We start from the raw sequence: 21,385 nt of genomic DNA, 5'->3' as shown, positions 1-21,385 counted from the left end.
GGTATGGTCCCGGCGATTTTCCACGGAAAGGAACCCGCATGGCCGCCTTCAAGACACTCGACGATATCGGCAATATCAGCGGCAAGCGCGTGCTGGTGCGCGTCGACCTCAACGTTCCCGTCGCCGATGGCAAGGTCACCGACGCCACCCGAATCGAACGCATCGCACCGACCATCGCCGAACTGTCCGGCAAGGGCGCCAAGGTCATCCTGCTCGCGCATTTCGGCCGCCCGAAGGATGGTCCCTCGCCCGAATTCTCGCTGAGGCCGATCGCCAAGGCTACCGCGGAGGTGCTTGGCCGCCCGGTCGGCTTTGCCGGCGATTGCGTCGGCGACACGGCGGGCAGTGCGGTCGCCGCCATGAACAAGGGCGATGTGCTGCTGCTGGAAAACACCCGCTTCCACAAGACCGAGGAGAAGAACGATCCTGATTTCACAGAGCGGCTCGCCGCCAATGGCGACATCTTCGTCAATGACGCCTTTTCCGCCGCCCACCGGGCGCACTCCTCGACCGAAGGCCTGGCGCGGCTGTTGCCGTCCTATGCCGGCCGCACCATGCAGGCCGAGCTCGAGGCGCTGGAGAAGGGGCTCGGCAATCCGGTCCGCCCTGTCGTCGCCATTGTCGGCGGCGCCAAGGTGTCGACCAAGATCGACCTGTTGATGAACCTGGTGAAGAAGGTCGACGCGCTGGTGATCGGCGGCGGCATGGCCAACACTTTTCTCGCCGCGCGTGGCACCGCTGTCGGCAAGTCGCTGTGCGAGCATGACCTTGCCGCGACCGCCAAGCAGATCATGATCGAGGCCGCCGAGGCCGGCTGCGCCATCATCCTGCCTGTCGACGGTGTCGTCGCCAAGGAATTCAAGGCGGGTGCGGCCAGCGAGACCGTTGCCATTTCGGATGTCCCGGCTGACGGCATGATCCTCGATCTCGGCGAAAAGACCGTGAAGACGATCGGTGAATGGATCGACCGCGCCGCGACGCTGGTCTGGAACGGCCCGCTCGGCGCCTTCGAGATCGAGCCTTTCGACCACGCCACGGTGGCGGCGGCCAGGCACGCGGCGGCCCGCACCAGGGCCGGCAAGCTGGTCTCGGTCGCCGGTGGCGGCGATACGGTGGCCGCCCTCAACCATGCCGGCGTCGCCGACGACTTCACCTATGTCTCGACCGCCGGCGGCGCTTTCCTCGAATGGATGGAAGGCAAGCCGCTGCCCGGCGTCGACGTGCTGAAGAAACAAGCCTGACCGGATCGGGGGCGCAAAAACGGACGCCAGGAACTTTCAATCGATTCGAGCTTTCCGATCCCATTCCTTTGGCGGTAGACTTCCGTTACGCGCGGAACGTACCCCCTTAGGAGAAGAAAAATGAGCGAACGTCTCGAAGACATTGCCGCCGCGATGGTGGCCGGCGGCAAGGGCCTGCTGGCCGCCGATGAGAGCTCCGGCACCATCAAGAAGCGCTTCGACGTTATCGGCGTCGAATCGACCGCCGATAGCCGCCGCGACTACCGCGAGATGATGTTCCGCGCCAAGGACGCAATGACGAAGTACATCTCCGGCGTCATTCTCTACGACGAGACCATCCGTCAGAAGGCTGCCGACGGCACGCCTCTGGTCGACATCATCAAGGCGGCGGGCGCCATTCCCGGCATCAAGGTCGATGCCGGCGCCAAGCCGCTCGCCGGCTTTCCCGGCGATACCGTTACCGAAGGCCTCGACGGCTTGCGCGAGCGGCTCGCAGATTATTACAAGCTCGGCGCCCGCTTCGCCAAATGGCGCGCGGTGATCGACATCGACACCGGCAAGGGCGTGCCCTCGGTCAATTCGATTGCCTCCAACGCCCATGCGCTGGCCCGCTATGCCGCACTGTGCCAGGAGGCCGGCATCGTGCCGATCGTCGAGCCGGAAGTGCTGATGGACGGCGCGCACGACATTGCCACCTGCTACGACATCTCGAAGGCAACGCTGATCAAGCTCTATGACGAGCTGCATGCGGCGCGCGTTGTGCTGGAAGGCACCATCCTGAAGCCGAACATGGTGCTGGCCGGCAGGAAGTCGGGCAAGGTGAGCAGCCCCGAAGAGGTCGCGGAAAAGACCATAAAACTGTTCCGCGAAACCGTACCGGCAGCGGTGCCGGGCATCGCCTTCCTTTCGGGCGGGCAGTCGGACGAGGAGGCTACCGCCAACCTCAACGCCATCAACGCCATCGGCCCGCATCCGTGGAAGCTGACCTTCTCCTATGGCCGCGCCTTGCAGGCCGCCCCGCAAAAGGCCTGGAGCGGCAAGGCATCGAACGTCGCCGCCGGCCAGGCCGCCTTCACCCATCGTGCCCACATGAACCATCTGGCGGCGCTGGGACAATGGACGGCGAGCCTCGAACAGGCCGCCTGAGCGCAGTCCTCCCGTTGTCATACAACCCGGGCCGATGCGCCCGGGTTTGTTTATGCAAAGCCCGGCTTGGACGGAGTTCGTCCATCCTTATCTCCTTTCGGCAAAAGCTGACGGCGATGTCGGTTTCTGCCCACCCCAAACGTCCTTGGGTGAACAGACAGGGAGAACTTCATGACTCGCAGCAAGGTGGTTTCGCGTGAAGACTGGTTTGAGGCGCACAAGGCGCATCTGGCGCGCGAGAAGGAATTGACACGGTTGCGTGAGCGCATCGCCGCCGAGCGGCGTGAACTGCCCTGGATGAAAATCCGCAAGGACTATGTCTTCGAGACCGAGCAGGGTCCGAAGAACCTGGCCGGACTGTTCGGCGCCAACAGCCAACTGATCGTCTACCACTTCATGATGACGCCAGGATCGAACCACCGCTGCGAAGGATGCTCCTTCCTTGCCGACCATATAGACGGCGCCGATCAGCATCTCAGGCACCACGACGTGTCGCTGGTGGTGGTTGCGCGCGCGCCGCTGGCGGAACTGCTGCCTTACAAGCAGCGTATGGGCTGGAAATTCGACTGGGTGTCGTCCTACGCCTCGGATTTCAACTTCGACATGCAGGTCTCCTTCACCGACAAGCAGATCGCGGCCGGCGACACCACCTACAATTTCGAGACGCGTCCGCGCACGTCAAAGGACCTTCCCGGCACCAGTGTTTTCTACAAGGAAGAGAACGGCGACATATTCCTTACCTTTATGTCGCGCGCCCGCGGCGGCGAGGCCCAGATCGGCACTTACGACTATCTCGACATGACACCGAAGGGCCGCGGCGAAAATGGCCCTTATCATAGCCTGATGGACTGGGTGCGGCTGCATGACGAATATCAGGACAAGCAGGCGGACAAGCCGAACTGCTGCGACTAGAAGCTCGTTCACCTCAGGCGAAACTTGCGCTAAGGCTGCGGCTTATCTCTAAACGGTATCGCCATGCGCTTCCCGGCCCTTCTTACCTGGCTCGCCTACCCCGTTTATGTCTGGCAGGGCCTCGGCGTGCGCCGCCGCACCACCCGCATGCTGCCGGCACAAGGGCCGGTCATGCACGAAGTATCGGGCAAGGCGCCGGCCATCTCGCTGCTGGTGCTGGGCGATTCCTCGGCCGCTTCCGTCGGCATCGGCAATTCCGAGAACGGGCTTGCCGCGCAGCTTGCAATGCTGGTCGCAAAACGAACCGGCCTTGCCGTGCGCTGGCGCGCCGCCGGGTTCAACTCGGCAACGTCGGGCCAGATCCGCGACCATGTGCTGCCCAATCTGTCGGCCGATCGGTGGACGCATATAGTGCTGGCCATCGGCACCAACGACACCAAGAATTTCCACTCGGTGCCGCGCTTCAAGAAAGAGTTCGGCGGCCTGCTTTACGCGCTGCGCGCCAAATGGCCGGAGGCCCGCGTCGTCTGGTCGCCGGTGCTGGAATTCACCCGTGCGCCGGCCATGCCGCCGCTGCTCGGCAAGATACTCGAAATCCGCGCTACCGCAATGAACCGCATGGGCGAGCGCCTCTGTTTCGAGCGCGGCGCCGTGCCGGCGCCACGGCTGCCGATCACCAACCCTGAGGCCGGCTTTGCCTCCGATGGCTTTCATGCCTCGGAAGCCGGTTACCGCGCCTGGGCCGAACATCTGGTCGGATGGGTGCTCGCCGATTGACCTGAGGGGGCACAAGCTCGGACTGGTGGGCTTCAGAGAACTGACGCGAGTATTTCCAAATACTGTTGATTGCAGCCTGCTTCCAATGGATCTGAGCCAGAATATAATCCAGCAGCAATGGATGAGCTACGGCCTGGATTCCGAAACCGGCAACGACACCTGCACGCTGACCGGCAACCGCGCCGAATCGAGCAAGCATGTCATTCCGGCCGGCCCGGCCAACGCCACGCCCTCTATTGCGGCGAACCTGCCGGAATTCGTGACGACGCGCGGTGGCGATGATTTCTTCGTGCCCAGCCTCAACGCCATCCGGATGATCGCCGTGGGAACGGTGGACCCGACCGGACCCTCAAGGCTATGTCCAGTGCCCCAGCGCACCCGCCAGCGCGATGGCCGCCATGGCGAGCAGGGCCAGCTTCCAGAAATCGCCGCGCCGCTTCAGGCCCGGCCAGCCGAGCGGCTTGATCAGCTGAATGGCCATCATGCCGATGATGACGAGCGCGAGGAGTTTCGACATGCCCGCCTTTGAGCAGCATCGCGACAGGCTGTCAAAGCGGTTCTTGCATGGTCTCGGTCGACTTGGCCATTCCTGACAAAAGGCTCGTTTCCGAACCGACCGCCAAGCACCTCGCAGCTTTCTTCAACGACCTGACATGCTCCTGACAGACTGCTGTCAGGAGGGGTATGCGATAGTGTCTCCATCAGAGAAGAGGAGATGGTCATGAACAGCTTTGGTATTTTGAACAGCGTACAGCACTATGTCGGCAAGATCCGCACGATGCGCAATGAAGTTCGTACCCAGCGCTTCCTGAACTCCTTGCCGGCGGACATCCGCAAGGACATTGGCTGGCCGGATATGTATGAGGGTCACAGCCGCATTCGCGAGATCTGAGGCGTTTTACATGACAATGCTTGGATGCGGACCCCGCAACGCCCGGATCATTGACATCGACCCCCGGGCGGCGACCCCTCGGGCTGGCGCAAAGACTTTTGGCGCCTGCTGCGGACAATGCTGAAGGCTCCTGACAGAATGCTGTCAGGAGCACCATGCCATAAACGTGTCAGGAGACATGAATGGTGAAAAGCTGGAACGACAGGCTGAACACGCCGGGCGTCAACGGCGTGAAGCCGACGCCACGCACAATGGGCGACGTCGTCGAGGGCCAGCCGATGCTGGTGCCGACGGCCCGTCAGGTCGATGATTTCATTCGCACGATCCCCAACGGCGTCGAGATGGATGTACGCGCCTTGCGCACCGCCCTCGCCATCGAGCATGGGGCGCAAGTGACATGTCCGGTCACCATCGGCTATCATCTGCGCACCGTCGCCGAAGCCGCCAATGAGGATCTCGAACGCGGCATGACGCTGAACGATATCACGCCGTACTGGCGTGTGCTCGACGTGAACACGCCGACAACGAAGAAGTTGTCCTTCGGCGCGGAATTCGTCGCCGTGCAGCGCAAGCGCGAAGGACTTAAACCATAATGCGTGTCGCCCAAAAGTGCGCAGCGGTTTTTGGGAGAACGACAAGCATAAAACAGGACATGGATGTCACCCGGAACCGGTTTTGGGACCATGACATTCATAGACAAGCAGCCGAGGGACCATACGATGCGACGTGCCGACAGGCTCTTTCAGATCGTGCAGCACCTGCGTGGCGGCCGGCTGGTCACCGCCCAGAAGCTCGGCACATGGCTCGAGGTTTCCGAGCGGACCATCTACCGCGATATCGCCGATTTGCAGTCGACCGGAGTGCCGATCGACGGCGAGGCCGGCGTCGGCTACATGATGAGGGAGGGTTTCGACCTTCCGCCGCTGATGTTCACGCGTGACGAAATCGTCGCGCTGGTCGCTGGCGCCCGCATGGTGCGGGCCTTTGGCGGCGCTGCTATGGCGCGTGCGGCCGACGAGGCGCTGGTCAAGATCGGCGCCGTCCTGCCCGACGCCGAGAAGGACCGCATCGCCCGCACCGAGATCCACACCCCGATGTGGGTGGTGAGCGACGCCGCGCGTGAGGCGATCGACGTGATCGAGCGCGCTGTCGAGAAGCGACAGGTGCTGACCATCGACTACCGCGACGAGGCCGGCCGCGGCACCGGGCGTGACATCCGTCCGCTCGGTCTGTGGTTCTGGGGCAAGGTATGGACGCTGGTTGCCTGGTGCGAGATGCGCGACGATTTCCGCGCCTTCCGCATCGACCGCATCGCCTCGGTGGTCATCGCCGGCCGCATCTTCAAGCCTGAGCGCGGCAAGCAGCTTGCCGACTTCTACCGCGCCGTCGAACGCTCGGAGGACTATGGCATGACGCCGGACCGGGCGGCGCGCAGCTGAGACTTCGATAATCAATGAAAAAGCCCGCTCGAAGCGGGCTTTTTTGATGAACTGTCGCAAACCTTACTCGTCGTCCGCATCTTCCTTCTTGGACTTGAGCGCCGAGAGCTTGGCGAACACGGCGTTTGCGTCGAGCTCGGCATCCTCGTCCTTCGGCTTCTCCGGCGCCGGCACCAGGCGCTCGGTCACGGCAGCCGGCAGCAGCGTGTCGCCGACAGGCTGCGCCTGCTCGCGGCCGCGCGAGGCGCGGTTGACTTCCATGTCGAGGTCGATCTGGGAAGCGAGACCCAGCGTCACCGGGTCCATCGGCTGCAGATTGGCCGAATTCCAGTGCTTGCGCTCGCGGATCTGTTCGATCGTCGACTTGGTCGTGCCGACCAGGCGCGAAATCTGCGCGTCCTTCAATTCCGGATGGTTGCGGACCAGCCACAGGATGGCGTTGGGCCGGTCCTGGCGCTTCGACAACGGCGTGTAGCGGGGACCCTTGCGCTTGGATTCCGGCACCCGCACCTTGGGGTCGGACAGTTTCAGGCGCTGGTTCGGATCCTTCTCGGCGCGCGCGATCTCGTCGCGGGTCAGCTGTCCGGTCATGATCGGATCCATGCCCTTGATGCCCTGCGCCGATTCGCCGTCGGCGATCGCCTTGACCTCGAGCGGATGCAACCCGCAGAACTGCGCGATCTGCTCGAAGGAAAGCGCGGTGTTGTCGACCAGCCAGACGGCGGTCGCCTTGGGCATCAGCAGCGTATTGGCCATTTCAAAAATCCTTCTCGTTCGCCCGCGTTCCCGTGCGGGCGGTGGTTTAGAGCCACCAAAATGGGAAATTCGCGGCCTGTATAACCGCTCCGCTGCCGTTTCGCAATGTTTTTGGCGCAGGGCGCAGCCGTCGGACACCGGACAGCGGGGGAGGCCAGGAGGGCCTCGGCTCCGGCGATCATTGATGCCGAGTTGTACAGGGGGTCCAAAACGACAAAACCCGCCGGACAGGGTCCAGCGGGCTCGGAACCGGCGACGGGATACCGTCTGCGGCGGCTCTTGCTTCTGCCGCGTGGTCAGGCCTCATCGGCCGACCAGGCTTCGAATTAGATGGCCTTGCGGGCAATCCTCTCGATGTCGCCGCGGCTGATGCCGAGGTCGCTGAGCTGACGGGCGTTGAGCTTGTTCAGCTCGCGCACGGTTTCGTTGTACATACGCCAGTTACGGAAAGCGCGGATCGGGTTCATGCTTGTCCTCCAGTTGTTGGATCAAATCGTTTCGATGACGCTTAGATAGGCAGTGCTGCCCACGAATTGAACAGACGTCTTTGCATAGCCGCAATGCAAATGCTGCATTGCAGCATTAAGCTTCTGTTCATCTTGCCGACAGGCTGAGCGCGGAGCATGGCGCGAGGTTCAGGTCAGGCCGAGCAGAGAATGGCGGCTCCCGAGAACCGGAGCGGAGCGTACTTCAGTACGAAGCACCGGCCTACGCCGGCCGTAGCCTTAACTGCCGCAACGCCTCATGAGGGCTTCGGCCGGCGAAGGCCGGAAGCGCAGGGAGCCGCCATTCGCAGGCCGGCCTCACCTGAATCTCGCCCCATCTAGCCGACGTCGAGAACGATCTTGCCTATATGCTCGCCCTCTTCCATGCGCTCATGCGCCCGCCAGGCGTCGGTCAGCGGGAAGATCATGTCCATCACCGGCGCTACCTTCCGGGTGCCGAGCAGCGGCCACACCTGTGCTTCCAGTGCGGCGGCGAGCGCCGCCTTGAACTCGACCGTGCGAGGCCGCAGCGTCGAGCCGGTGTGGGTCAGCCGCTTGACCATGATTTTCGAGAAATCGGCGCTCGCCACCGCGCCGGCCTGGACGGCGATCTGGACGATCCTGCCCTCGACCGCGGCGGCCTCGTAGTTGCGCGCGATATAGTCGCCGCCGACCATGTCGAGAATGACGTCGGCCCCCTTGCCGCCAGTCGCATCCTTGACCGCCGCGACGAAATCCTCCTCGCGGTAGTTGATCGCCCGGTCGGCGCCGAGCTTCAGGCAGGCGTCGCATTTCTCCTTCGAGCCGGCGGTGGTGACGACATACGCGCCGAAGGCCGACGCCAGCTGGATCGCCGTGGTGCCGATGCCCGATGAGCCGCCATGGACCAGCAGCGTCTCACCCTTTTTCAAGCCGCCGCGCTCGAACACATTGTGCCAGACGGTGAAATAGTTTTCCGGAACCGCGGCCGCCTCCGTGTGGGTGAAGCCGGCGGGCAGCGGCAGCACGCTGCCGGCATGAACCTTGACATATTCAGCATAACCGCCCCCCGGCGTCAGCGCGCAGACCCGGTCGCCGATGCGCCAGCGCGATATCTCGTCGCCAAGGGCGGCCACTTCGCCCGATGCCTCGAGACCGGGCAGGTCGGAAGCGCCGGGCGGCGCCGGATAGGCGCCCTTGCGCTGCTGCACGTCGGGGCGGTTGACGCCGGCCGCACGCACCCGGATCAGGATTTCGCCGGGACCAGGCACCGGCACGTCGCGCGTTTCCGGTTTCAGCACCCGCGGCCCGCCCGGTTGCGAGATCGCGATGGCCGTCATCGTGGCTGGAATTTTATGTCCGCTCGCCATGAAATTTCCCGTCTCGGTCCGCCGGTCTGTCGCCGGCTGCCAGCTTCTTGCCGGCTGTTTGCATCTACGCCCCTGCCCTATGTATGCTGATTGCCGGATCAGGCAAATGGCCAAATCAGCCCAATACTGAATAGGGAGGAGCGACGATGGCGATCTTCGACGACGAACCCAAAAAGAAAGCCCGCCCGCATGAGATCGGACAGGATCTGTCGCTGCTTTCGGTCGGTGACCTTACCGAACGGATCAGCATCCTGCGCGAGGAGATTGCCCGGCTGGAAGCCGAGCTCCAGACCAAGGGCAGCACCAAATCGGCGGCCGAAGCCCTGTTTCGCCGCGGCTAGTTTTCGCGTTAGTTTCGGCGTTGAGCATCCGCCGCCGAAAAGCCCGAATGCGCCTGTCTTCAGACCCCGCCACCGAATCTCCAGACGGATCAAACAATGTTTGCAAGCTACAGGCCGATCCTCTCGCTGCTTCGCGGCACCGCTTTCCTGCTCGCGGCTTCGGGATTGCACGGCCTGTTGTTGCCGTTGCGCGGCCAGCTCGAAGGGTTTTCGACCGCATCGCTCGGTCTGATGGGCACGGCCTGGGCCGGTGGCTTCGTCACCGGCTGCTTCTTCGCACCGCGCCTGGTGCGCCGCGCCGGCCACGTCCGGGCGTTCGGCGCCTTTGCCGCTTCGGGCGCCATCGTGGCGTTGCTTACCGGCCTGATCATCGACGAATATGTCTGGATCCTGCTGCGCGCTTTCACCGGCTTCACCATGGCCGGAGCCTTCATGGTCATCGAAAGCTGGCTGAACGAGAAGGCCACCAACGAGAACCGCGGCACCGTCTTCGGCCTCTACATGATGGTCACCTATGCCTCGATCATGGGCGGCCAGATGATCGTTGCGGGCGGCGACGTCAGATCGGCGTCGCTGTTCATGATTACCGGCATATTGTTCTGCCTGTCGCTGATCCCGACCGCAGTGTCGTCGGCTTCGTCTCCCAAGCCTTTGCAGGACGTCAAGCTCGATGTCAAAGGTCTCTACGCCAACTCGCCGGTGTCGGCGATCGCCTGCCTGTTGGTCGGCATCGCCAATGGCGCCTGGGGCACGCTTGGCGCCGTCTACGGCGCCCGTATCGGCATCTCCACCGCCCAGATCGCACTGATGATGAGCCTTGTCGTTATTGCCGGCGCGGCCATGCAGCTTCCGGCCGGACGCCTCTCCGACAAGACCGACCGCCGTTTCGTGCTGGCGGGCGCGGCTTTCGGCGCCGCACTGTTCGCCATCCTGATCTTCCTGTTCGAACCGCGTTCCGCCGTCCTCGTCATTGTCTTCGCCGCCGCCTACGGCGCCTTTGCCTACACGCTCTATTCGATCGCCGTGGCGCATGCCAACGACCACGCCCGATCGGAGGATTTCGTCAAGGTCTCGGGCGGCCTGCTGCTTCTGTATGGCTTCGGAACCATGATAGGGCCCTTGCTGGCTGCCGCCCTGATGGGCTGGCTCCGCCCCGAAGGCCTGTTCCTGGCCACCGCGCTGGCGCATCTCAGCCTCGCCGCCTACACGCTGCTGCGCATCAGCCGCCGCGCGCCGGTGCCTATCGAAGACCGCGACGCCTTCAAGACCCAGCCGGCCGATCGCTCGGTCACCCCTGAAGCACTGCGGCTCAGAAAAGCGGAAGCCGACGGTTGAGATTTGAAAAGCTTTGCCCCACAAGTATAGGCATGATCTTTTCTGACGCCTTCATGGCGATTGCCGACCCCAACCGGCGCTATCTTCTGGAAGAGCTCCGGCGTGGCCCGAAAACCGTCAACGAACTGGCTTCGGGCCTGCCAGTCTCCCGCCCGGCCGTGTCCCAGCATTTGAAAGTGTTGCTGGACGCCGGTCTGGTTCAGGCCAAGGCCGAGGGCACGAGGCGGGTCTATACAGTCAGCAGTGGCGGCTTCCTCAAGCTCAATATTTGGCTTGATCAGTTCTGGGAAGCATAGGCCGCGATTCCAGCTCGCCTCCCTGGCTTTCAAGTATCCGTTGCCAGCGCCTTGCCCAGCGCATCGAGCAGGAATCCGGTACCATGCTCGCGCGATGACGGTGTGTCGTGCCCATCGAGAAACGCGCCCTGCTCGGTGAGCACCAGACGCGTGCCCGTGCTTTCCGGGCGAAGCTCAATTGTCGCCAGCGAAACCGAGATTCTGACATCACCGAACAGCATGTCGTAGCTGTAGACGATGCGCTGGTTGGGCACGATGTCCTGATAGGTGGCGGTATAGGTGTGGATCGGCCCGTCCTTCGGCCCGCCGGCATTGACCTCCTGGCCGCCGACGCGAAAATCCATTTCGTGCCTGTGGGTCATCGGGTTGTCGGGGTCGGCGAACCAGCGCCGCTTGGCGGCCGGATCGCTGAGCGCGAAATAGACTTTCGCCGGTGCAACTGGATAGAGGCGCTCGAGGACGAAGGTGGAGTGGACGACGGATCGTTCGGCCATGGTCAGGTCCTCTTGGTCAGCTTGATGGTTTCTGCGCGACGAAGACGCCGTCGCGATAGGACGCGCCGAAATAGACTTCGACGGCGCGCAACCTGTCGTCATGGAACAGATGCAGTTCGGTGTTGCGGAAGGTCTTTCCGTCCGCCGTCTCGCAGCGATAGAGGACAAAGGCGGCGTCCTCGTCCTCGCATATCCGCTCGATGACGATCGAGCTGAAGGCCGGGCTGTCCGGCCAGCAGCGCTCGAAATAGGTCGCACGGTCGATGGCGTCGTCATAGGGGCTGGTGAAGGTGAAATCGTCGGCGAGAACCGCCGCGACGGCAGCCTTGTTATTCGCCTGGTAGGCGGAAAAATAGCCGCGGATCAACTCCGCTCTGCTTTTGCCGGGCATGGTCATTTCTCCTCTGCTTCAGGTCATTCGGTCCCGGCGAGAAAATCGCCGAGCCGGTCGAGCCGACGCTCCCATGTCAGCCGCCGTTCGTTGATCCAGTGTTCTGCACTACGCAGCGCCTGCGGCGCGATCTGGCAGGTGCGCACGCGGCCGAGCTTTTCCGAGCGCACCAGCCCGCTTGCTTCGAGCACGTTGAGATGCTGGACGACGGCCGACAGCGACATCGCCAGCGGTTCGGCCAACTGGCTGACCGAGGCCGGCCCACGCGACAGCCGCTCGACCATGCTGCGCCTGGCCGGGTCCGCGAGCGCCTGGAACATCAGGTCGAGCTGGGCGGGATCGTGCAGCATCGCGATCAGCCGTTATTGTAGGGAAAGAACTTGAAGTAGGGCTGCGCCTCCTCGACCACCCGGGCGAAGGACGGCCGCTTGAGCAGGCGGTCGTGGTAGCGTTTCACGGCCGGATAACTGTCGCCGAATGGCTCGACCTTGTTGGCGTAGAACAGCGCCGGCGAGGCCGCGCAGTCGGCCATGGTGAAGGTGGGGCCGGCCGCCCAGAGTTTCGAACGCATCTCCTCCCCGATGATCGCATAGGCGTTGCGCAATTGCGCGCGCGCCTCGTCGACCCCGAACGGATCGGTCTTGTCCTGCGGGCGCAACCTGTCGCCGACGATCTTCTGCATCGGCGCCTGCACGTAGAAATCGTAGAAACGGTCGGCCTGGCGGACCTGGAGAGCAAGGTCGGCCTCGGCCGGGATGAGCTCGACCGGCCCGGGATAATGCGCGGCCAGATATTCGATGACGATGGTCGATTCCAGCACTGTGCGGTTGCGTGCATCGTCACGCAGCGCCGGCATCTTGCCGGTCGGCGACACCTTCAGGAACGCTGCCCGCGACTGCTCATCGCCGAGGTCGACGATAACCGGCGTGAAGGGAGTATCGTTCTCGTAAAACGCTATCAGCGGTTTCCAGCAGAACGATGCCAGCGGATGGAAATGGAAGGTCAGGGACATTTTTTGCTCGTCTGTTTGCGGTTCGTCGATGCTGGAGCGGTGCCAGCCAGCGCCAACACTGAAGCATTTACTTAACTATTTCCGTGAGGCGAATGTGTCAAGGTTCCAGACTGCCTTCAGGGTTTGGTATGCGCCACGATGGCGGCGACGATCGTGCCCCAGTCGTCGGGATGCAGTTCGTGGCCACCGCCTTCGACGCGGACAAGCCGCCCGCCGGCAACAGCGTCGGCAAGGGCTGCGCCATGCTCGACCGGAAAGATCGGATCCGATGTCCCGTGAATGACGAGCAGCGGAACCTTGATCTCGCGCAGGCGTCCTTTCAGATCCTCGCAGCTCTTCAGCATGAAATGGTTAGTCGCGCTCAGGAAGCCGCCGGATCGGTCGTAGTCCCGTTCGACGAACGCCCGCATCGCCTTCTCGTCGAAGGGATGCGCGGTGCTGGCGATCGCACGCGCATCCTTGACGACGAAGCCGACCACCTGGTCGCGGTTCGACCAGTCGACTCTGGCGCCATCGGCCGAGTGCTCCATATAGGCTTCGGTCGTTCCCGGCAGCTGCGATGTGTCGATCCCCACCGGCGAACTGCTGATTACGGTCAGCGAGATGACACGCAAGGGATGTTTCAACACCAGTCGTTGCGCGATCATGCCGCCCATCGACATCCCGATCACATGCGCCTTGCCGATGCCGCAACTGTCGAGGACGCGCACCGCATCGTCCGCCATGTCGTCGAACGTATACGGCGGCTCGCCCGGCGTATATTTGGTCGACAGGCCGGTGTCACGATTGTCGTAGCGGATCACGAAGTGGCCTTCGCCGGCGAGCTTTTTGCAGAGCGCCTCCGGCCACCAGAGCATCGAGGCCATGGCGCCCATGATCAGCAGAATGGCTGGATCTCCGGGATCGCCAAACGTCTGGGAGACGATTTCGGGTGCTGCGGCCCTTGTCATGGGACTCTCCTCCTATCGGCCAATCAAAGGCCAATCAAACTGGTTGCATTTTGCAATCGGTTGCACGATAATAAAACTGATACGATAATGCAACCGGTTTTTTGAGGAGAGTCGGATGAAAACCGAACACCGCTCGGGATGCCCTATCAATCTGTCGCTGGAAGTGTTCGGCGATCGCTGGAGCCTGATCATCCTGCGCGACATGATTTTTGGCGGCAAACGCCACTTTCGCGAACTGCTCAACGGCTCGATCGAGGGCATCGCTTCCAATATCCTGGCCGACCGGATGAAGCGGCTGATGGAACTCGGCATGCTGACCAAGGCCGACGACCCCTCGCACAAGCAGAAGGCGATCTACAGCCTGACCGAGATGGCCATCACGCTGGTGCCGATCATGGCGCATCTCGGCGCTTGGGGCCGCGTCTGGCTGCCGGTGAGCGAGGAGCTTTCGATCCGCGCCGAGCTGCTGGAGAAAGGCGGGCCGCCAATGTGGGAGCAGTTCATGGACGAGTTGCGCCACGACCATCTGGGCACGCCTGTCGCCACACCCGCGCAGCCTTCCGTCCGCGCTACATTGCAGGCCGGATATGAGGCGGTGGTAGCCCGCAAGGCGTCGAGCGGCATCGAGGCCCCGGCCGCTTGACCAACTTATTTCCCCATTATCAGGCCGGCTCTGCTATCAAGGGGCTGAAAAACATAATTTACGGGATTGGATAACGCTCTTGGTCGAGAACTCTAAGGATACTGCCCGCGCCAGGGCAGATATGCGTTTCAAGAAGCAGGAAGAGGCAGCCACGGTGCGGCAAAAGGCGATGGCGGAGTATGTCGCCGAGGCCGACGCCCGCCAGGCCAAGACCAACAAGCTCCGGGCATTGCGCCTTGCCAAGGAAGCGGAAGACCTCGCCAACGCCCCTGCCGTTCCGGTCAAGAAAGCGCCCCGAGCCAAGAAAAAATAGCGCGGCCTTCTTCATCGACGCCCGATCTGGATGCCGGCGGATCGTATCGGCCATGTGCCACGATCAGCAATGCCCGCCATTTCCGCTTTCCCACGCGAAGCAATTTCAACCGCAACCGGGATTTCGCATCCCGCATGTCAGGCGATGATTGACGCGTTTTGATCAGGAGACAGCCATGACCGCACTGACCCTCGAAAAAGCCAAGCACATCATCGACGCCGCCTTCGCCAAGGGCGCCGAGCTGAAGCTCAAGCCGCTCGGCGTTTCCGTGCTGGATGCCGGCGCGCATCTCGTCGCCTTCCAGCGTCAGGACGGCGCCTCGTTCCTGCGCCCGCAAATGTCGGCCGGCAAGGCCTATGGGGCGCTGGCCATCGGCATGGGCTCGCGCCGTGTCGAGGCTTTCGCCAAGGAGCGGCCGCATCTCGTCGCCGGCATTTCGGACGTTTCGGGTGGACGCGTATTGCCGGTCGTCGGCGGCGTGTTGATCCGCGACAAGGCAGGCGCCGTCATCGGCGCCGTCGGAATTTCGGGCGATACGTCGGACAATGACGAGGCCGCCGCCATCGCCGGCATCGAAGCGGCGGGCTTCACCGCCGATCCGGGCTGAGGGGAGCTTCGTCATCCCAGGGCGAAGCAGGAGCGAAACTCCGTCGCGAAGACCCTGGGATGACGACCAGAAAGAGCAGCCACGCCAATCGCGAACGGATGCGACCATCCAACGAAGGCGGCTAGTTCAAATTTATGTCTCTACTCGCCGACCGCATCGACACCGAAAACCCGGCCAGCACATCGAACAGGGCGATCACCATCAGCGTGAAGAAGACGGAGTGCGCCGCGCCCTTCACCAGCAGGAACTCGACCAGGAACGCCACGAAGACCAGCGTCGACAACAGATGGTCCATGATCGAAGCGTTCGTGGTGCGCACCGACTTCACCATTTCGAGGAACAGGAAGATCAGCCCGATCACGACCATCAAGTCGCCGAGCGTCATCGAAAACACTCCGCCCGACATCATGCTGAACGAGAAGATCTCGGTCGCCCACGGATCGTCGCCGCTGCCGAATATTCCGAGGAGTCCGAGATTGTAGGCCACGAAGGGCACGATCAGCAGCGGGATGGCACCGAACATCAGGCGTCTCCTCTAGCAATTCCAGGAAAGCGGTTTCCCGAGGAATTGCCTAAACAATGGGGGCACCTTCTGTAGAATGCCCCGCAGGCACGCCGTCAAGATTTTTCGCTAGCGCCCGCAAACACGGAAAAAGACCGCGCGAAACAACCCTGTCAGCCACAGTTGCCCCGGCTGACCACCGACACGCCGGGATTCAGCGCTTGAACTGGCCTGTCCGCACGGCGGCGCCGATAGCGTTGAGGATGAAAAGGCCGGCGGTCATCGAGGTGATCTCGTTGACGTCGCGCGCCGGCGCGATCTCGACGATGTCGATGCCGACGACACGTCCCTTGGCGAACAGGCCCTTGATCAGTTCGATCGTCTGCCGGTAGCTGATGCCGCCAGGCGCCGGCCCTTCGACCGCCGGCATGACAGCGGGATCGAGACCGTCGGCATCGATGGTCAGGTAATAGCGGCCACGGTCCGGGATGCGCTTGAGCAGCGCCGCCGTACCGATATCCTGCCATTCATTGGCGGTGACGATGTTGGAGCCGTAGGCGCGGGCCGCCTCGACCTCCTCGAGCCGGGCGCTGCCCTGGCCGCGGATGCCGAGCTGGAAAATCCCGGCTATATGCGCCATCTCCGAAGCGCGGCGGATGGGGCTGGAATAGCCTTCCCTGACCCCGTTGACATTGTCGCGCCAGTCGAGATGGGCATCGATCTGAACCAGGGTGATCGGCCCTTCGTCGTCAAGCGCCCGCAGGATCGGGATTGGAATGCCGTGATCGCCGCCAATGGTGATCGGCAAGGCGCCGGCGACGCGGATCTTGCGGATCGCCGTTTCGGCCAACCTGTAGTGGCCGCCGGCGGCATCGCCGGGAACATCGCCGACATCGACCACCTTGACGTCCTGCCCGTCGAACAGGGTTCCGCCAATGTCGAAATCATAGCGGTCGAGCCCGAGGCTGATGCGCTGCGAGGCGCGCCGCACCGCGGTCGGCGCGTTGGTCTGGTCGTTGACCAGCTCGTCGATCGTGTAGGGACTGCCGTAAGGCATGCCGATGATGGCGACATCCGCCTTCAGCGCATCGAGGTCCTCGACCAGCGGGAAGTTCATGAAGGTCTGGAAGACATCGCGGGGTGCTGTGGTGAGCTTGGTCATGCGGTCCCTCTGAAGCCGGTCGATCATCGCGCGGAAGCGCCGCGACAAGGCATGCGGACTCAATACAGCACCGCCGCCGCAGCTTGTATCGCCACGGACGCCCGGTCTTTGGCATAGTTGGCGGCGCGGCGCACCAAACGCAAAAAAAACCGGCCAATGGCCGGTTCTTTTGGCATTCAAACCCTTCGAAAGCTGGTCTCAGCTTTCCTTGGGCGTCAGCACCTGGCGACCGCGATACATGCCGGTCTTCAGGTCGATATGGTGCGGGCGGCGCATTTCGCCGGAATTCTTGTCCTCGACATAGGTCGGGGCCTTGAGAGCGTCGGCCGAGCGGCGCATGCCGCGCTTGGACGGAGAGGTTTTTCGTTTCGGAACGGCCATGGATATGCTCCACTACATGGTCAAAATGCCCCGATAGCCCTCGTGAAAGGGCCGCGTCAGGGCCATAATCTGAGAAAGTCGGGTGCCTATACACGCCCTGCGCCGTTTTGGCCAGCACCGTGGCGATTTTTTTTGAACTGGCAGCGGTTCTACCTAATCAAGACAACCGACATACGCGCCCGAACGGCCGGCGCGGCGTTCGATCAGCGACGCCAGCCGCCGCAGACCCGGACCGGGCTTGGCCGGATTGCGGGCGATCGGATTGGGCAGCGAGACGGCCAGCAATGCCGCCTGCCGCCGCGACAGCTGTTTGGCCGAAACGCCGAAATGGTGCTGCGCCGCCGCCTCGATGCCGTAAATGCCCGGCCCCCATTCGGCGATGTTGAGGTAGATCTCCATGATCCGCCGTTTCGACATCACCGCGTCGAAATAGACGGCCAGCGGCAGTTCGACCACCTTGCGCACCGAGCCCAGCGGCCGCGACCACAGGAAAAGGTTCTTCACCGTCTGCATGGTGATGGTCGAGGCGCCGCGCGTCGCCTCGCCGGCCAGCGCATCGTCGACGACGCCGCGCAATTCGCCGAGATCGATGCCGCGATGGAAGCAGAATTGCCCGTCCTCCGACATGATCACCGAATTGGCCAGCACCGGGGACACATCGTCGATCGACACCCAGCGCCGGTCGTAACCGGAGAAGGTCGCGAGGTCTTTGACCATCAAGGTCGATATCGGATGCACGAAGGACGGCAGATAGAGGAAGGTCAGCACAATGGGTATCGCCGCCAGCACGACGGCGACGACCAGGCCGCGCCGTGCCAGGCGCTTCAGACCGGCGCGGTTCACGCGCCTTGGTCGCGCCATCTCAAACCCTTCGGTTTCATGATCGACGATCGGTTCCGTCAAGCCGCCCCCACCCGCGCCACTCTCCCGCCTCCGGCATAATGGCGCGAGGCTTCTTGCGCAACGTCTGAGTGTCGGCTACCGCTCCCGGCCATGACGAAAGACGAGCAATTGGCCTTTGAGGCCGCACTTCTGGGGCGGGCGGCGGCGATCGAGGCCGGGCTCAGGCTGCTGCTCGACGGCCGCACGCTTGCCGGCGAGATCGCCCGACCGGAGCGTCTGATGGCGGCCATGCGCCATGGCGTGCTGAACGGCGGCAAGCGGCTGCGCCCCTTCCTGGTCATGGAAAGTGCCGCCCTTTTTGGCGCCGATGGCGAGGCGGCGATGCGCGTGGCGGCGGCGCTCGAATGCGTGCATTGCTATTCGCTGATCCATGACGATCTGCCTGCCATGGACGACGACGATCTGCGCCGCGGCCAGCCGACCGTGCACAAGGCCTTCGATGAAGCTACCGCCATACTTGCCGGCGATGCGCTTCTGACGCTTGCCTTCGATGTCCTCGCCGATGAGGCGACGGCGCTGCCGGCGGAGCGCAGGGCGGCGCTGGTGCTGGCGCTGGCGCGCGCGGCTGGCACCGGGGGCATGGTTGGCGGGCAGACGCTCGACCTCGAAGCCGAGCGCAACAGGCCGGACGAAGCCGGCATTATCCGGCTGCAGGCGATGAAAACCGGCGCGCTGATCCGCTTCGCCTGCGAAGCCGGCGCGATCATTGCCGGCGCCGCACCGCAGGACCGCGACCGGCTGGCCGAATTCGGCTCGGCGGTCGGGCTTGCCTTCCAGCTTGCCGACGACCTGCTCGACCTGACCGCCGATGCCAGCCAGATGGGCAAGGCGACCGGCAAGGACGCAGCCGCCGGCAAGGCGACGCTGGTGGCGCTGCATGGCGCGAACTGGGCGCGCAGCCAGCTCCATGGGCTGGTCAAGCAGGCCCATGAATTGCTCGAGCCTTACGGCGGACAGGCAGCCTTGCTGAAGGCAGCGGCAAGCTTCGTTGCAATCCGCAACAACTGAGGTTTGGGCGATCGGATGCCGAACCGTTTTCGGAATTTGTCGGCCTTGCGCTGCCTTGCTTTGGTGTCTCTCAAATGCCCCAAAGCAACTGGGCGCGCTATCTGACCTTGACGACGACCTTGCCCTTGGCGCGTCCTGTTTCGACGTAAGCCAGCGCCTCATTGGTCGCTTCAAAAGGAAAGACCCTGTCGACGACCGGGCGAATCGCCCCATCTTCGATGAGGGACGTGATTTTGCTCAGTTGCTCACCTTGCGCCGACATGAACAGGAACGAAAATCCCACGCCCCGGCGCTTGGCTTTGGTCCTGATACCACGGCTCAGCAGCCGCAGCAGCAGCCTTAGCACCACGTTCAGTCCCTGTTTCCTGGCAAATTCGGGATCCGGAGGACCGGAAATCGAGATGAGCTTCCCACCCGGTTTCAGCACAGTCAGGGATTTCTCAAGCGTCTTGGCGTCCTGGCTGTTCAGGACGACGTCGTAGCCCGACAGGATTTTCTCGAAGTCGTCCTTCCTGTAGTCGACGACGACATCGGCGCCGAGATCCCTGACCAGATCGTTGCTTGCCGCGCCCGCTGTTGTCGCAACGATCGCGCCGAGATGCTTTGCCAACTGGATGGCGAATGTCCCCACGCCGCCGGAGCCAGCCTGGATGAAGATCTTCTGGCCTGCCTTCAGACCCGCCCTCTCGATGAGAGCCTGCCAGGCGGTCAGACCGACCAGCGGGATCGAGGCTGCCTCTTCCATGCTGAGGTTCGCCGGCTTCAGCGCCACGTCGGCTTCATCGATTGCGATGAATTCGGCGAATGTCCCGATCCGGCCGTCGCGCGGCCGCGCATAGACGGCGTCGCCGGGTTTGAATTTGCGGACTTTCGAGCCCACCCTGACAACCCTCCCGGCAACGTCGTGACCGAGGATGAAGGGCCGGCGATAGGGAAGGACGAGTTTGAATTCGCCGGTCCTGATTTTGGAATCCAGCAGGTTCACCCCGGCGGCATGTACCTCGACCAGGACGTCATTGTCCAGCAGCTCCGGCTCCGGCATCTCGGCCAGCCGCAAAATGCCTTTCTTGCTATATTTATCGACAACGAATGCCTTCATGGCAGTGACTTTCTGAGAGTGTCCGTTGGTGTGCCGTTTGTGTGTGAAATTCTCCGTCCCACCGTTGTTCAGACCGGCAGGCGGAACTGCTTGCGCAAGGTCTTGTCGAACATCCCCGCGGGGGCGAAGCGGCGCAGCAGGCTGACCTGGCTCGCTGCCTTCCCTGCGGTATAGCGCCGTCGCGGACGGGCGTCGGTCGCTGCCTTGACGACCACATCCGCCACCACTTCCGGGCGATCGGCCTTGGGCATCACATCGGCAAGCAGCGCCTTGAGAACGGCGCGCGCCTGATCGTAGTCCTTCAACAGGGAATCCGGCTCGATGCCGTTCTGGTCGAAGACGGTGCGCACGAATGCCGGCTCGATGACCGAGACGCGAATGTTGAAGGCGCGAACCTCATGATCGAGCGATTCCGAATAGCCCTCCAGCGCGTGCTTGACCGCCGAGTAGTGCGCTGAGTATGGCGCGGGCACCAATCCCAGAATCGAGCCGATGTTGACGATGCGCCCTTGGCCGCGGCGCCGCATCGACGGCAACACCGCATTGGTCATGCGCATGACGCCGAACAGATTGACGTCGAACAGAGCCTGGACCTGTTCGACCGAAGATTCCTCGGCGCCGCCAAGCAGGCCGACACCGGCATTGTTGACCAAGAGGTCGATGCGGCCGGTCTGGGCCAGCACGGTTGAAACCAGGGCGCTGACCGACTCCCCGTCGGTCACGTCGCAGGTTAGCATGGACACCTGCGCCGGGCCGTTGCCGGCCTTGCTGCGGCTTGTCCCGAAGACGGTATACCCCGCCCCGGCCAAGGCCTCGGCACTTGCGCGGCCGATGCCCGAAGAGGCTCCGGTCACGACTGCGGTTCTTCCCGAAAGGGTATTCATTTGATACTCCAGAGACATGAGGGCTAGCTTTTTGCCGTCGATTGAATTATGATCGTAATATCACATT

29 protein-coding genes are annotated in these 21,385 nt (G+C 63.1%); 15 read left to right on the top strand and 14 right to left on the bottom strand.

Going from position 1 to position 21,385, the window contains the following annotated elements; translation table 11 throughout:
- The first annotated feature begins 38 nt into the window (after window positions 1–38).
- The 8 genes from NKL06_RS19645 to NKL06_RS19610 all read left to right on the top strand — a co-directional run bounded on the left by NKL06_RS19645 (window position 39) and on the right by NKL06_RS19610 (window position 6,407).
- On the top strand, window positions 39–1,241 hold the full coding sequence (locus NKL06_RS19645) for a phosphoglycerate kinase (protein ID WP_023693668.1): 1,203 nt from the start codon (window positions 39–41) through the stop codon (window positions 1,239–1,241).
- Window positions 1,242–1,361: 120 nt separating this feature from the next.
- Entirely contained in the window at window positions 1,362–2,387 is a 1,026-nt protein-coding gene (locus NKL06_RS19640; protein WP_023693667.1) for a class I fructose-bisphosphate aldolase, read from the top strand.
- A 171-nt stretch (window positions 2,388–2,558) separates the two neighbouring features.
- On the top strand, window positions 2,559–3,299 hold the full coding sequence (locus NKL06_RS19635) for a DUF899 domain-containing protein (RefSeq protein WP_023693666.1): 741 nt from the start codon (window positions 2,559–2,561) through the stop codon (window positions 3,297–3,299).
- A 63-nt stretch (window positions 3,300–3,362) separates the two neighbouring features.
- Entirely contained in the window at window positions 3,363–4,076 is a 714-nt protein-coding gene (locus tag NKL06_RS19630) for an SGNH/GDSL hydrolase family protein (RefSeq protein ID WP_023693665.1), read from the top strand.
- A gap of 121 nt (window positions 4,077–4,197) precedes the next feature.
- A complete protein-coding gene (locus NKL06_RS19625) occupies window positions 4,198–4,605 on the top strand; it encodes a hypothetical protein (protein ID WP_196814122.1) in 408 nt (135 codons plus the stop codon).
- A 192-nt stretch (window positions 4,606–4,797) separates the two neighbouring features.
- Window positions 4,798–4,968 (top strand): hypothetical protein, encoded by a 171-nt coding sequence (locus NKL06_RS19620; RefSeq protein ID WP_023670139.1) that lies wholly within the window; start codon window positions 4,798–4,800, stop codon window positions 4,966–4,968.
- 182 nt (window positions 4,969–5,150) lie between these two features.
- A complete protein-coding gene (locus NKL06_RS19615) occupies window positions 5,151–5,561 on the top strand; it encodes a hypothetical protein (protein WP_031193200.1) in 411 nt (136 codons plus the stop codon).
- 126 nt (window positions 5,562–5,687) lie between these two features.
- Window positions 5,688–6,407, top strand: a complete 720-nt coding sequence (locus NKL06_RS19610) for a helix-turn-helix transcriptional regulator (protein WP_023683994.1) — start codon at window positions 5,688–5,690, stop codon at window positions 6,405–6,407.
- A gap of 63 nt (window positions 6,408–6,470) precedes the next feature.
- Here NKL06_RS19610 and NKL06_RS19605 read toward each other — a convergent pair whose 3' ends face one another.
- The 3 genes from NKL06_RS19605 to NKL06_RS19595 all read right to left on the bottom strand — a co-directional run bounded on the left by NKL06_RS19605 (window position 6,471) and on the right by NKL06_RS19595 (window position 8,997).
- Entirely contained in the window at window positions 6,471–7,163 is a 693-nt protein-coding gene (locus tag NKL06_RS19605; RefSeq protein ID WP_023670142.1) for a DUF1013 domain-containing protein, read from the bottom strand.
- Between the two features lie 326 nt (window positions 7,164–7,489).
- Window positions 7,490–7,630 (bottom strand): DUF1127 domain-containing protein, encoded by a 141-nt coding sequence (locus tag NKL06_RS19600; RefSeq protein ID WP_023670143.1) that lies wholly within the window; start codon window positions 7,628–7,630, stop codon window positions 7,490–7,492.
- 356 nt (window positions 7,631–7,986) lie between these two features.
- Window positions 7,987–8,997, bottom strand: coding sequence for an NAD(P)H-quinone oxidoreductase (locus NKL06_RS19595; protein ID WP_032887144.1), 1,011 nt, complete (start codon window positions 8,995–8,997; stop codon window positions 7,987–7,989).
- Between the two features lie 146 nt (window positions 8,998–9,143).
- Between NKL06_RS19595 and NKL06_RS19590 the strand changes: the two genes are divergently transcribed.
- The 3 genes from NKL06_RS19590 (at window position 9,144) to NKL06_RS19580 (ending at window position 10,969) form a co-directional block, all read left to right on the top strand.
- Complete coding sequence (locus NKL06_RS19590) at window positions 9,144–9,338, top strand: DUF1192 domain-containing protein (protein ID WP_023670145.1); 195 nt, start codon at window positions 9,144–9,146, stop codon at window positions 9,336–9,338.
- Window positions 9,339–9,434: 96 nt separating this feature from the next.
- Window positions 9,435–10,673, top strand: coding sequence for an MFS transporter (locus tag NKL06_RS19585; RefSeq protein ID WP_023683997.1), 1,239 nt, complete (start codon window positions 9,435–9,437; stop codon window positions 10,671–10,673).
- Window positions 10,674–10,705: 32 nt separating this feature from the next.
- Complete coding sequence (locus tag NKL06_RS19580; protein ID WP_023670147.1) at window positions 10,706–10,969, top strand: ArsR/SmtB family transcription factor; 264 nt, start codon at window positions 10,706–10,708, stop codon at window positions 10,967–10,969.
- Window positions 10,970–10,998: 29 nt separating this feature from the next.
- On the opposite strand, the gene NKL06_RS19575 is transcribed toward NKL06_RS19580, so the two are convergent.
- The 5 genes from NKL06_RS19575 to NKL06_RS19555 all read right to left on the bottom strand — a co-directional run bounded on the left by NKL06_RS19575 (window position 10,999) and on the right by NKL06_RS19555 (window position 13,816).
- The gene (locus NKL06_RS19575; protein ID WP_023693662.1) at window positions 10,999–11,463 is read right to left on the bottom strand and encodes an SRPBCC family protein; all 465 of its coding nucleotides are present in this window, start codon (window positions 11,461–11,463) and stop codon (window positions 10,999–11,001) included.
- Window positions 11,464–11,479: 16 nt separating this feature from the next.
- Entirely contained in the window at window positions 11,480–11,854 is a 375-nt protein-coding gene (locus NKL06_RS19570; protein WP_032887163.1) for a nuclear transport factor 2 family protein, read from the bottom strand.
- Between the two features lie 23 nt (window positions 11,855–11,877).
- A complete protein-coding gene (locus tag NKL06_RS19565; protein ID WP_023699361.1) occupies window positions 11,878–12,204 on the bottom strand; it encodes an ArsR/SmtB family transcription factor in 327 nt (108 codons plus the stop codon).
- A 5-nt stretch (window positions 12,205–12,209) separates the two neighbouring features.
- Window positions 12,210–12,866 carry a glutathione S-transferase family protein gene (locus tag NKL06_RS19560; RefSeq protein ID WP_023693661.1) on the bottom strand — a complete coding sequence of 219 codons (657 nt, stop codon included), beginning with the start codon at window positions 12,864–12,866 and terminating at the stop codon, window positions 12,210–12,212.
- A gap of 116 nt (window positions 12,867–12,982) precedes the next feature.
- Window positions 12,983–13,816 carry an alpha/beta fold hydrolase gene (locus NKL06_RS19555; protein ID WP_023693660.1) on the bottom strand — a complete coding sequence of 278 codons (834 nt, stop codon included), beginning with the start codon at window positions 13,814–13,816 and terminating at the stop codon, window positions 12,983–12,985.
- A gap of 115 nt (window positions 13,817–13,931) precedes the next feature.
- Here NKL06_RS19555 and NKL06_RS19550 point away from each other — a divergent pair, with 115 nt between their 5' ends.
- The 3 genes from NKL06_RS19550 (at window position 13,932) to NKL06_RS19540 (ending at window position 15,379) form a co-directional block, all read left to right on the top strand.
- The gene (locus NKL06_RS19550) at window positions 13,932–14,459 is read left to right on the top strand and encodes a winged helix-turn-helix transcriptional regulator (protein ID WP_023684001.1); all 528 of its coding nucleotides are present in this window, start codon (window positions 13,932–13,934) and stop codon (window positions 14,457–14,459) included.
- Window positions 14,460–14,538: 79 nt separating this feature from the next.
- Window positions 14,539–14,772, top strand: coding sequence for a hypothetical protein (locus NKL06_RS19545; protein WP_023684002.1), 234 nt, complete (start codon window positions 14,539–14,541; stop codon window positions 14,770–14,772).
- A 175-nt stretch (window positions 14,773–14,947) separates the two neighbouring features.
- On the top strand, window positions 14,948–15,379 hold the full coding sequence (locus tag NKL06_RS19540; protein ID WP_023690074.1) for a GlcG/HbpS family heme-binding protein: 432 nt from the start codon (window positions 14,948–14,950) through the stop codon (window positions 15,377–15,379).
- 121 nt (window positions 15,380–15,500) lie between these two features.
- Here the strand turns inward: NKL06_RS19540 and NKL06_RS19535 are convergent, their stop codons facing one another.
- The 4 genes from NKL06_RS19535 to NKL06_RS19520 form a co-directional block, all read right to left on the bottom strand.
- On the bottom strand, window positions 15,501–15,902 hold the full coding sequence (locus NKL06_RS19535; RefSeq protein WP_023670154.1) for a hypothetical protein: 402 nt from the start codon (window positions 15,900–15,902) through the stop codon (window positions 15,501–15,503).
- A gap of 193 nt (window positions 15,903–16,095) precedes the next feature.
- Window positions 16,096–17,043, bottom strand: coding sequence for an agmatinase (locus NKL06_RS19530; RefSeq protein ID WP_023693659.1), 948 nt, complete (start codon window positions 17,041–17,043; stop codon window positions 16,096–16,098).
- Between the two features lie 198 nt (window positions 17,044–17,241).
- The gene (rpmF, locus tag NKL06_RS19525; protein ID WP_008834724.1) at window positions 17,242–17,424 is read right to left on the bottom strand and encodes a 50S ribosomal protein L32; all 183 of its coding nucleotides are present in this window, start codon (window positions 17,422–17,424) and stop codon (window positions 17,242–17,244) included.
- 153 nt (window positions 17,425–17,577) lie between these two features.
- Window positions 17,578–18,285: a biosynthetic peptidoglycan transglycosylase gene (locus NKL06_RS19520; RefSeq protein ID WP_050587122.1), complete on the bottom strand. Its 708-nt coding sequence runs from the start codon at window positions 18,283–18,285 to the stop codon at window positions 17,578–17,580.
- 132 nt (window positions 18,286–18,417) lie between these two features.
- Here NKL06_RS19520 and NKL06_RS19515 point away from each other — a divergent pair, with 132 nt between their 5' ends.
- The gene (locus tag NKL06_RS19515) at window positions 18,418–19,335 is read left to right on the top strand and encodes a polyprenyl synthetase family protein (protein WP_023693656.1); all 918 of its coding nucleotides are present in this window, start codon (window positions 18,418–18,420) and stop codon (window positions 19,333–19,335) included.
- Window positions 19,336–19,432: 97 nt separating this feature from the next.
- Here NKL06_RS19515 and NKL06_RS19510 read toward each other — a convergent pair whose 3' ends face one another.
- Complete coding sequence (locus NKL06_RS19510) at window positions 19,433–20,434, bottom strand: NADP-dependent oxidoreductase (protein ID WP_023693655.1); 1,002 nt, start codon at window positions 20,432–20,434, stop codon at window positions 19,433–19,435.
- Between the two features lie 68 nt (window positions 20,435–20,502).
- Window positions 20,503–21,318: an oxidoreductase gene (locus NKL06_RS19505; RefSeq protein ID WP_023693654.1), complete on the bottom strand. Its 816-nt coding sequence runs from the start codon at window positions 21,316–21,318 to the stop codon at window positions 20,503–20,505.
- Window positions 21,319–21,385: the final 67 nt, after the last annotated feature.

It is taken from the genome of Mesorhizobium sp. C268A (assembly GCF_040324475.1).
Lineage (GTDB): Bacteria > Pseudomonadota > Alphaproteobacteria > Rhizobiales > Rhizobiaceae > Mesorhizobium.
The sequence above is the reverse complement of the archived record's forward strand: the minus strand, read 5'-3'. Positions and strand labels throughout refer to the sequence as shown.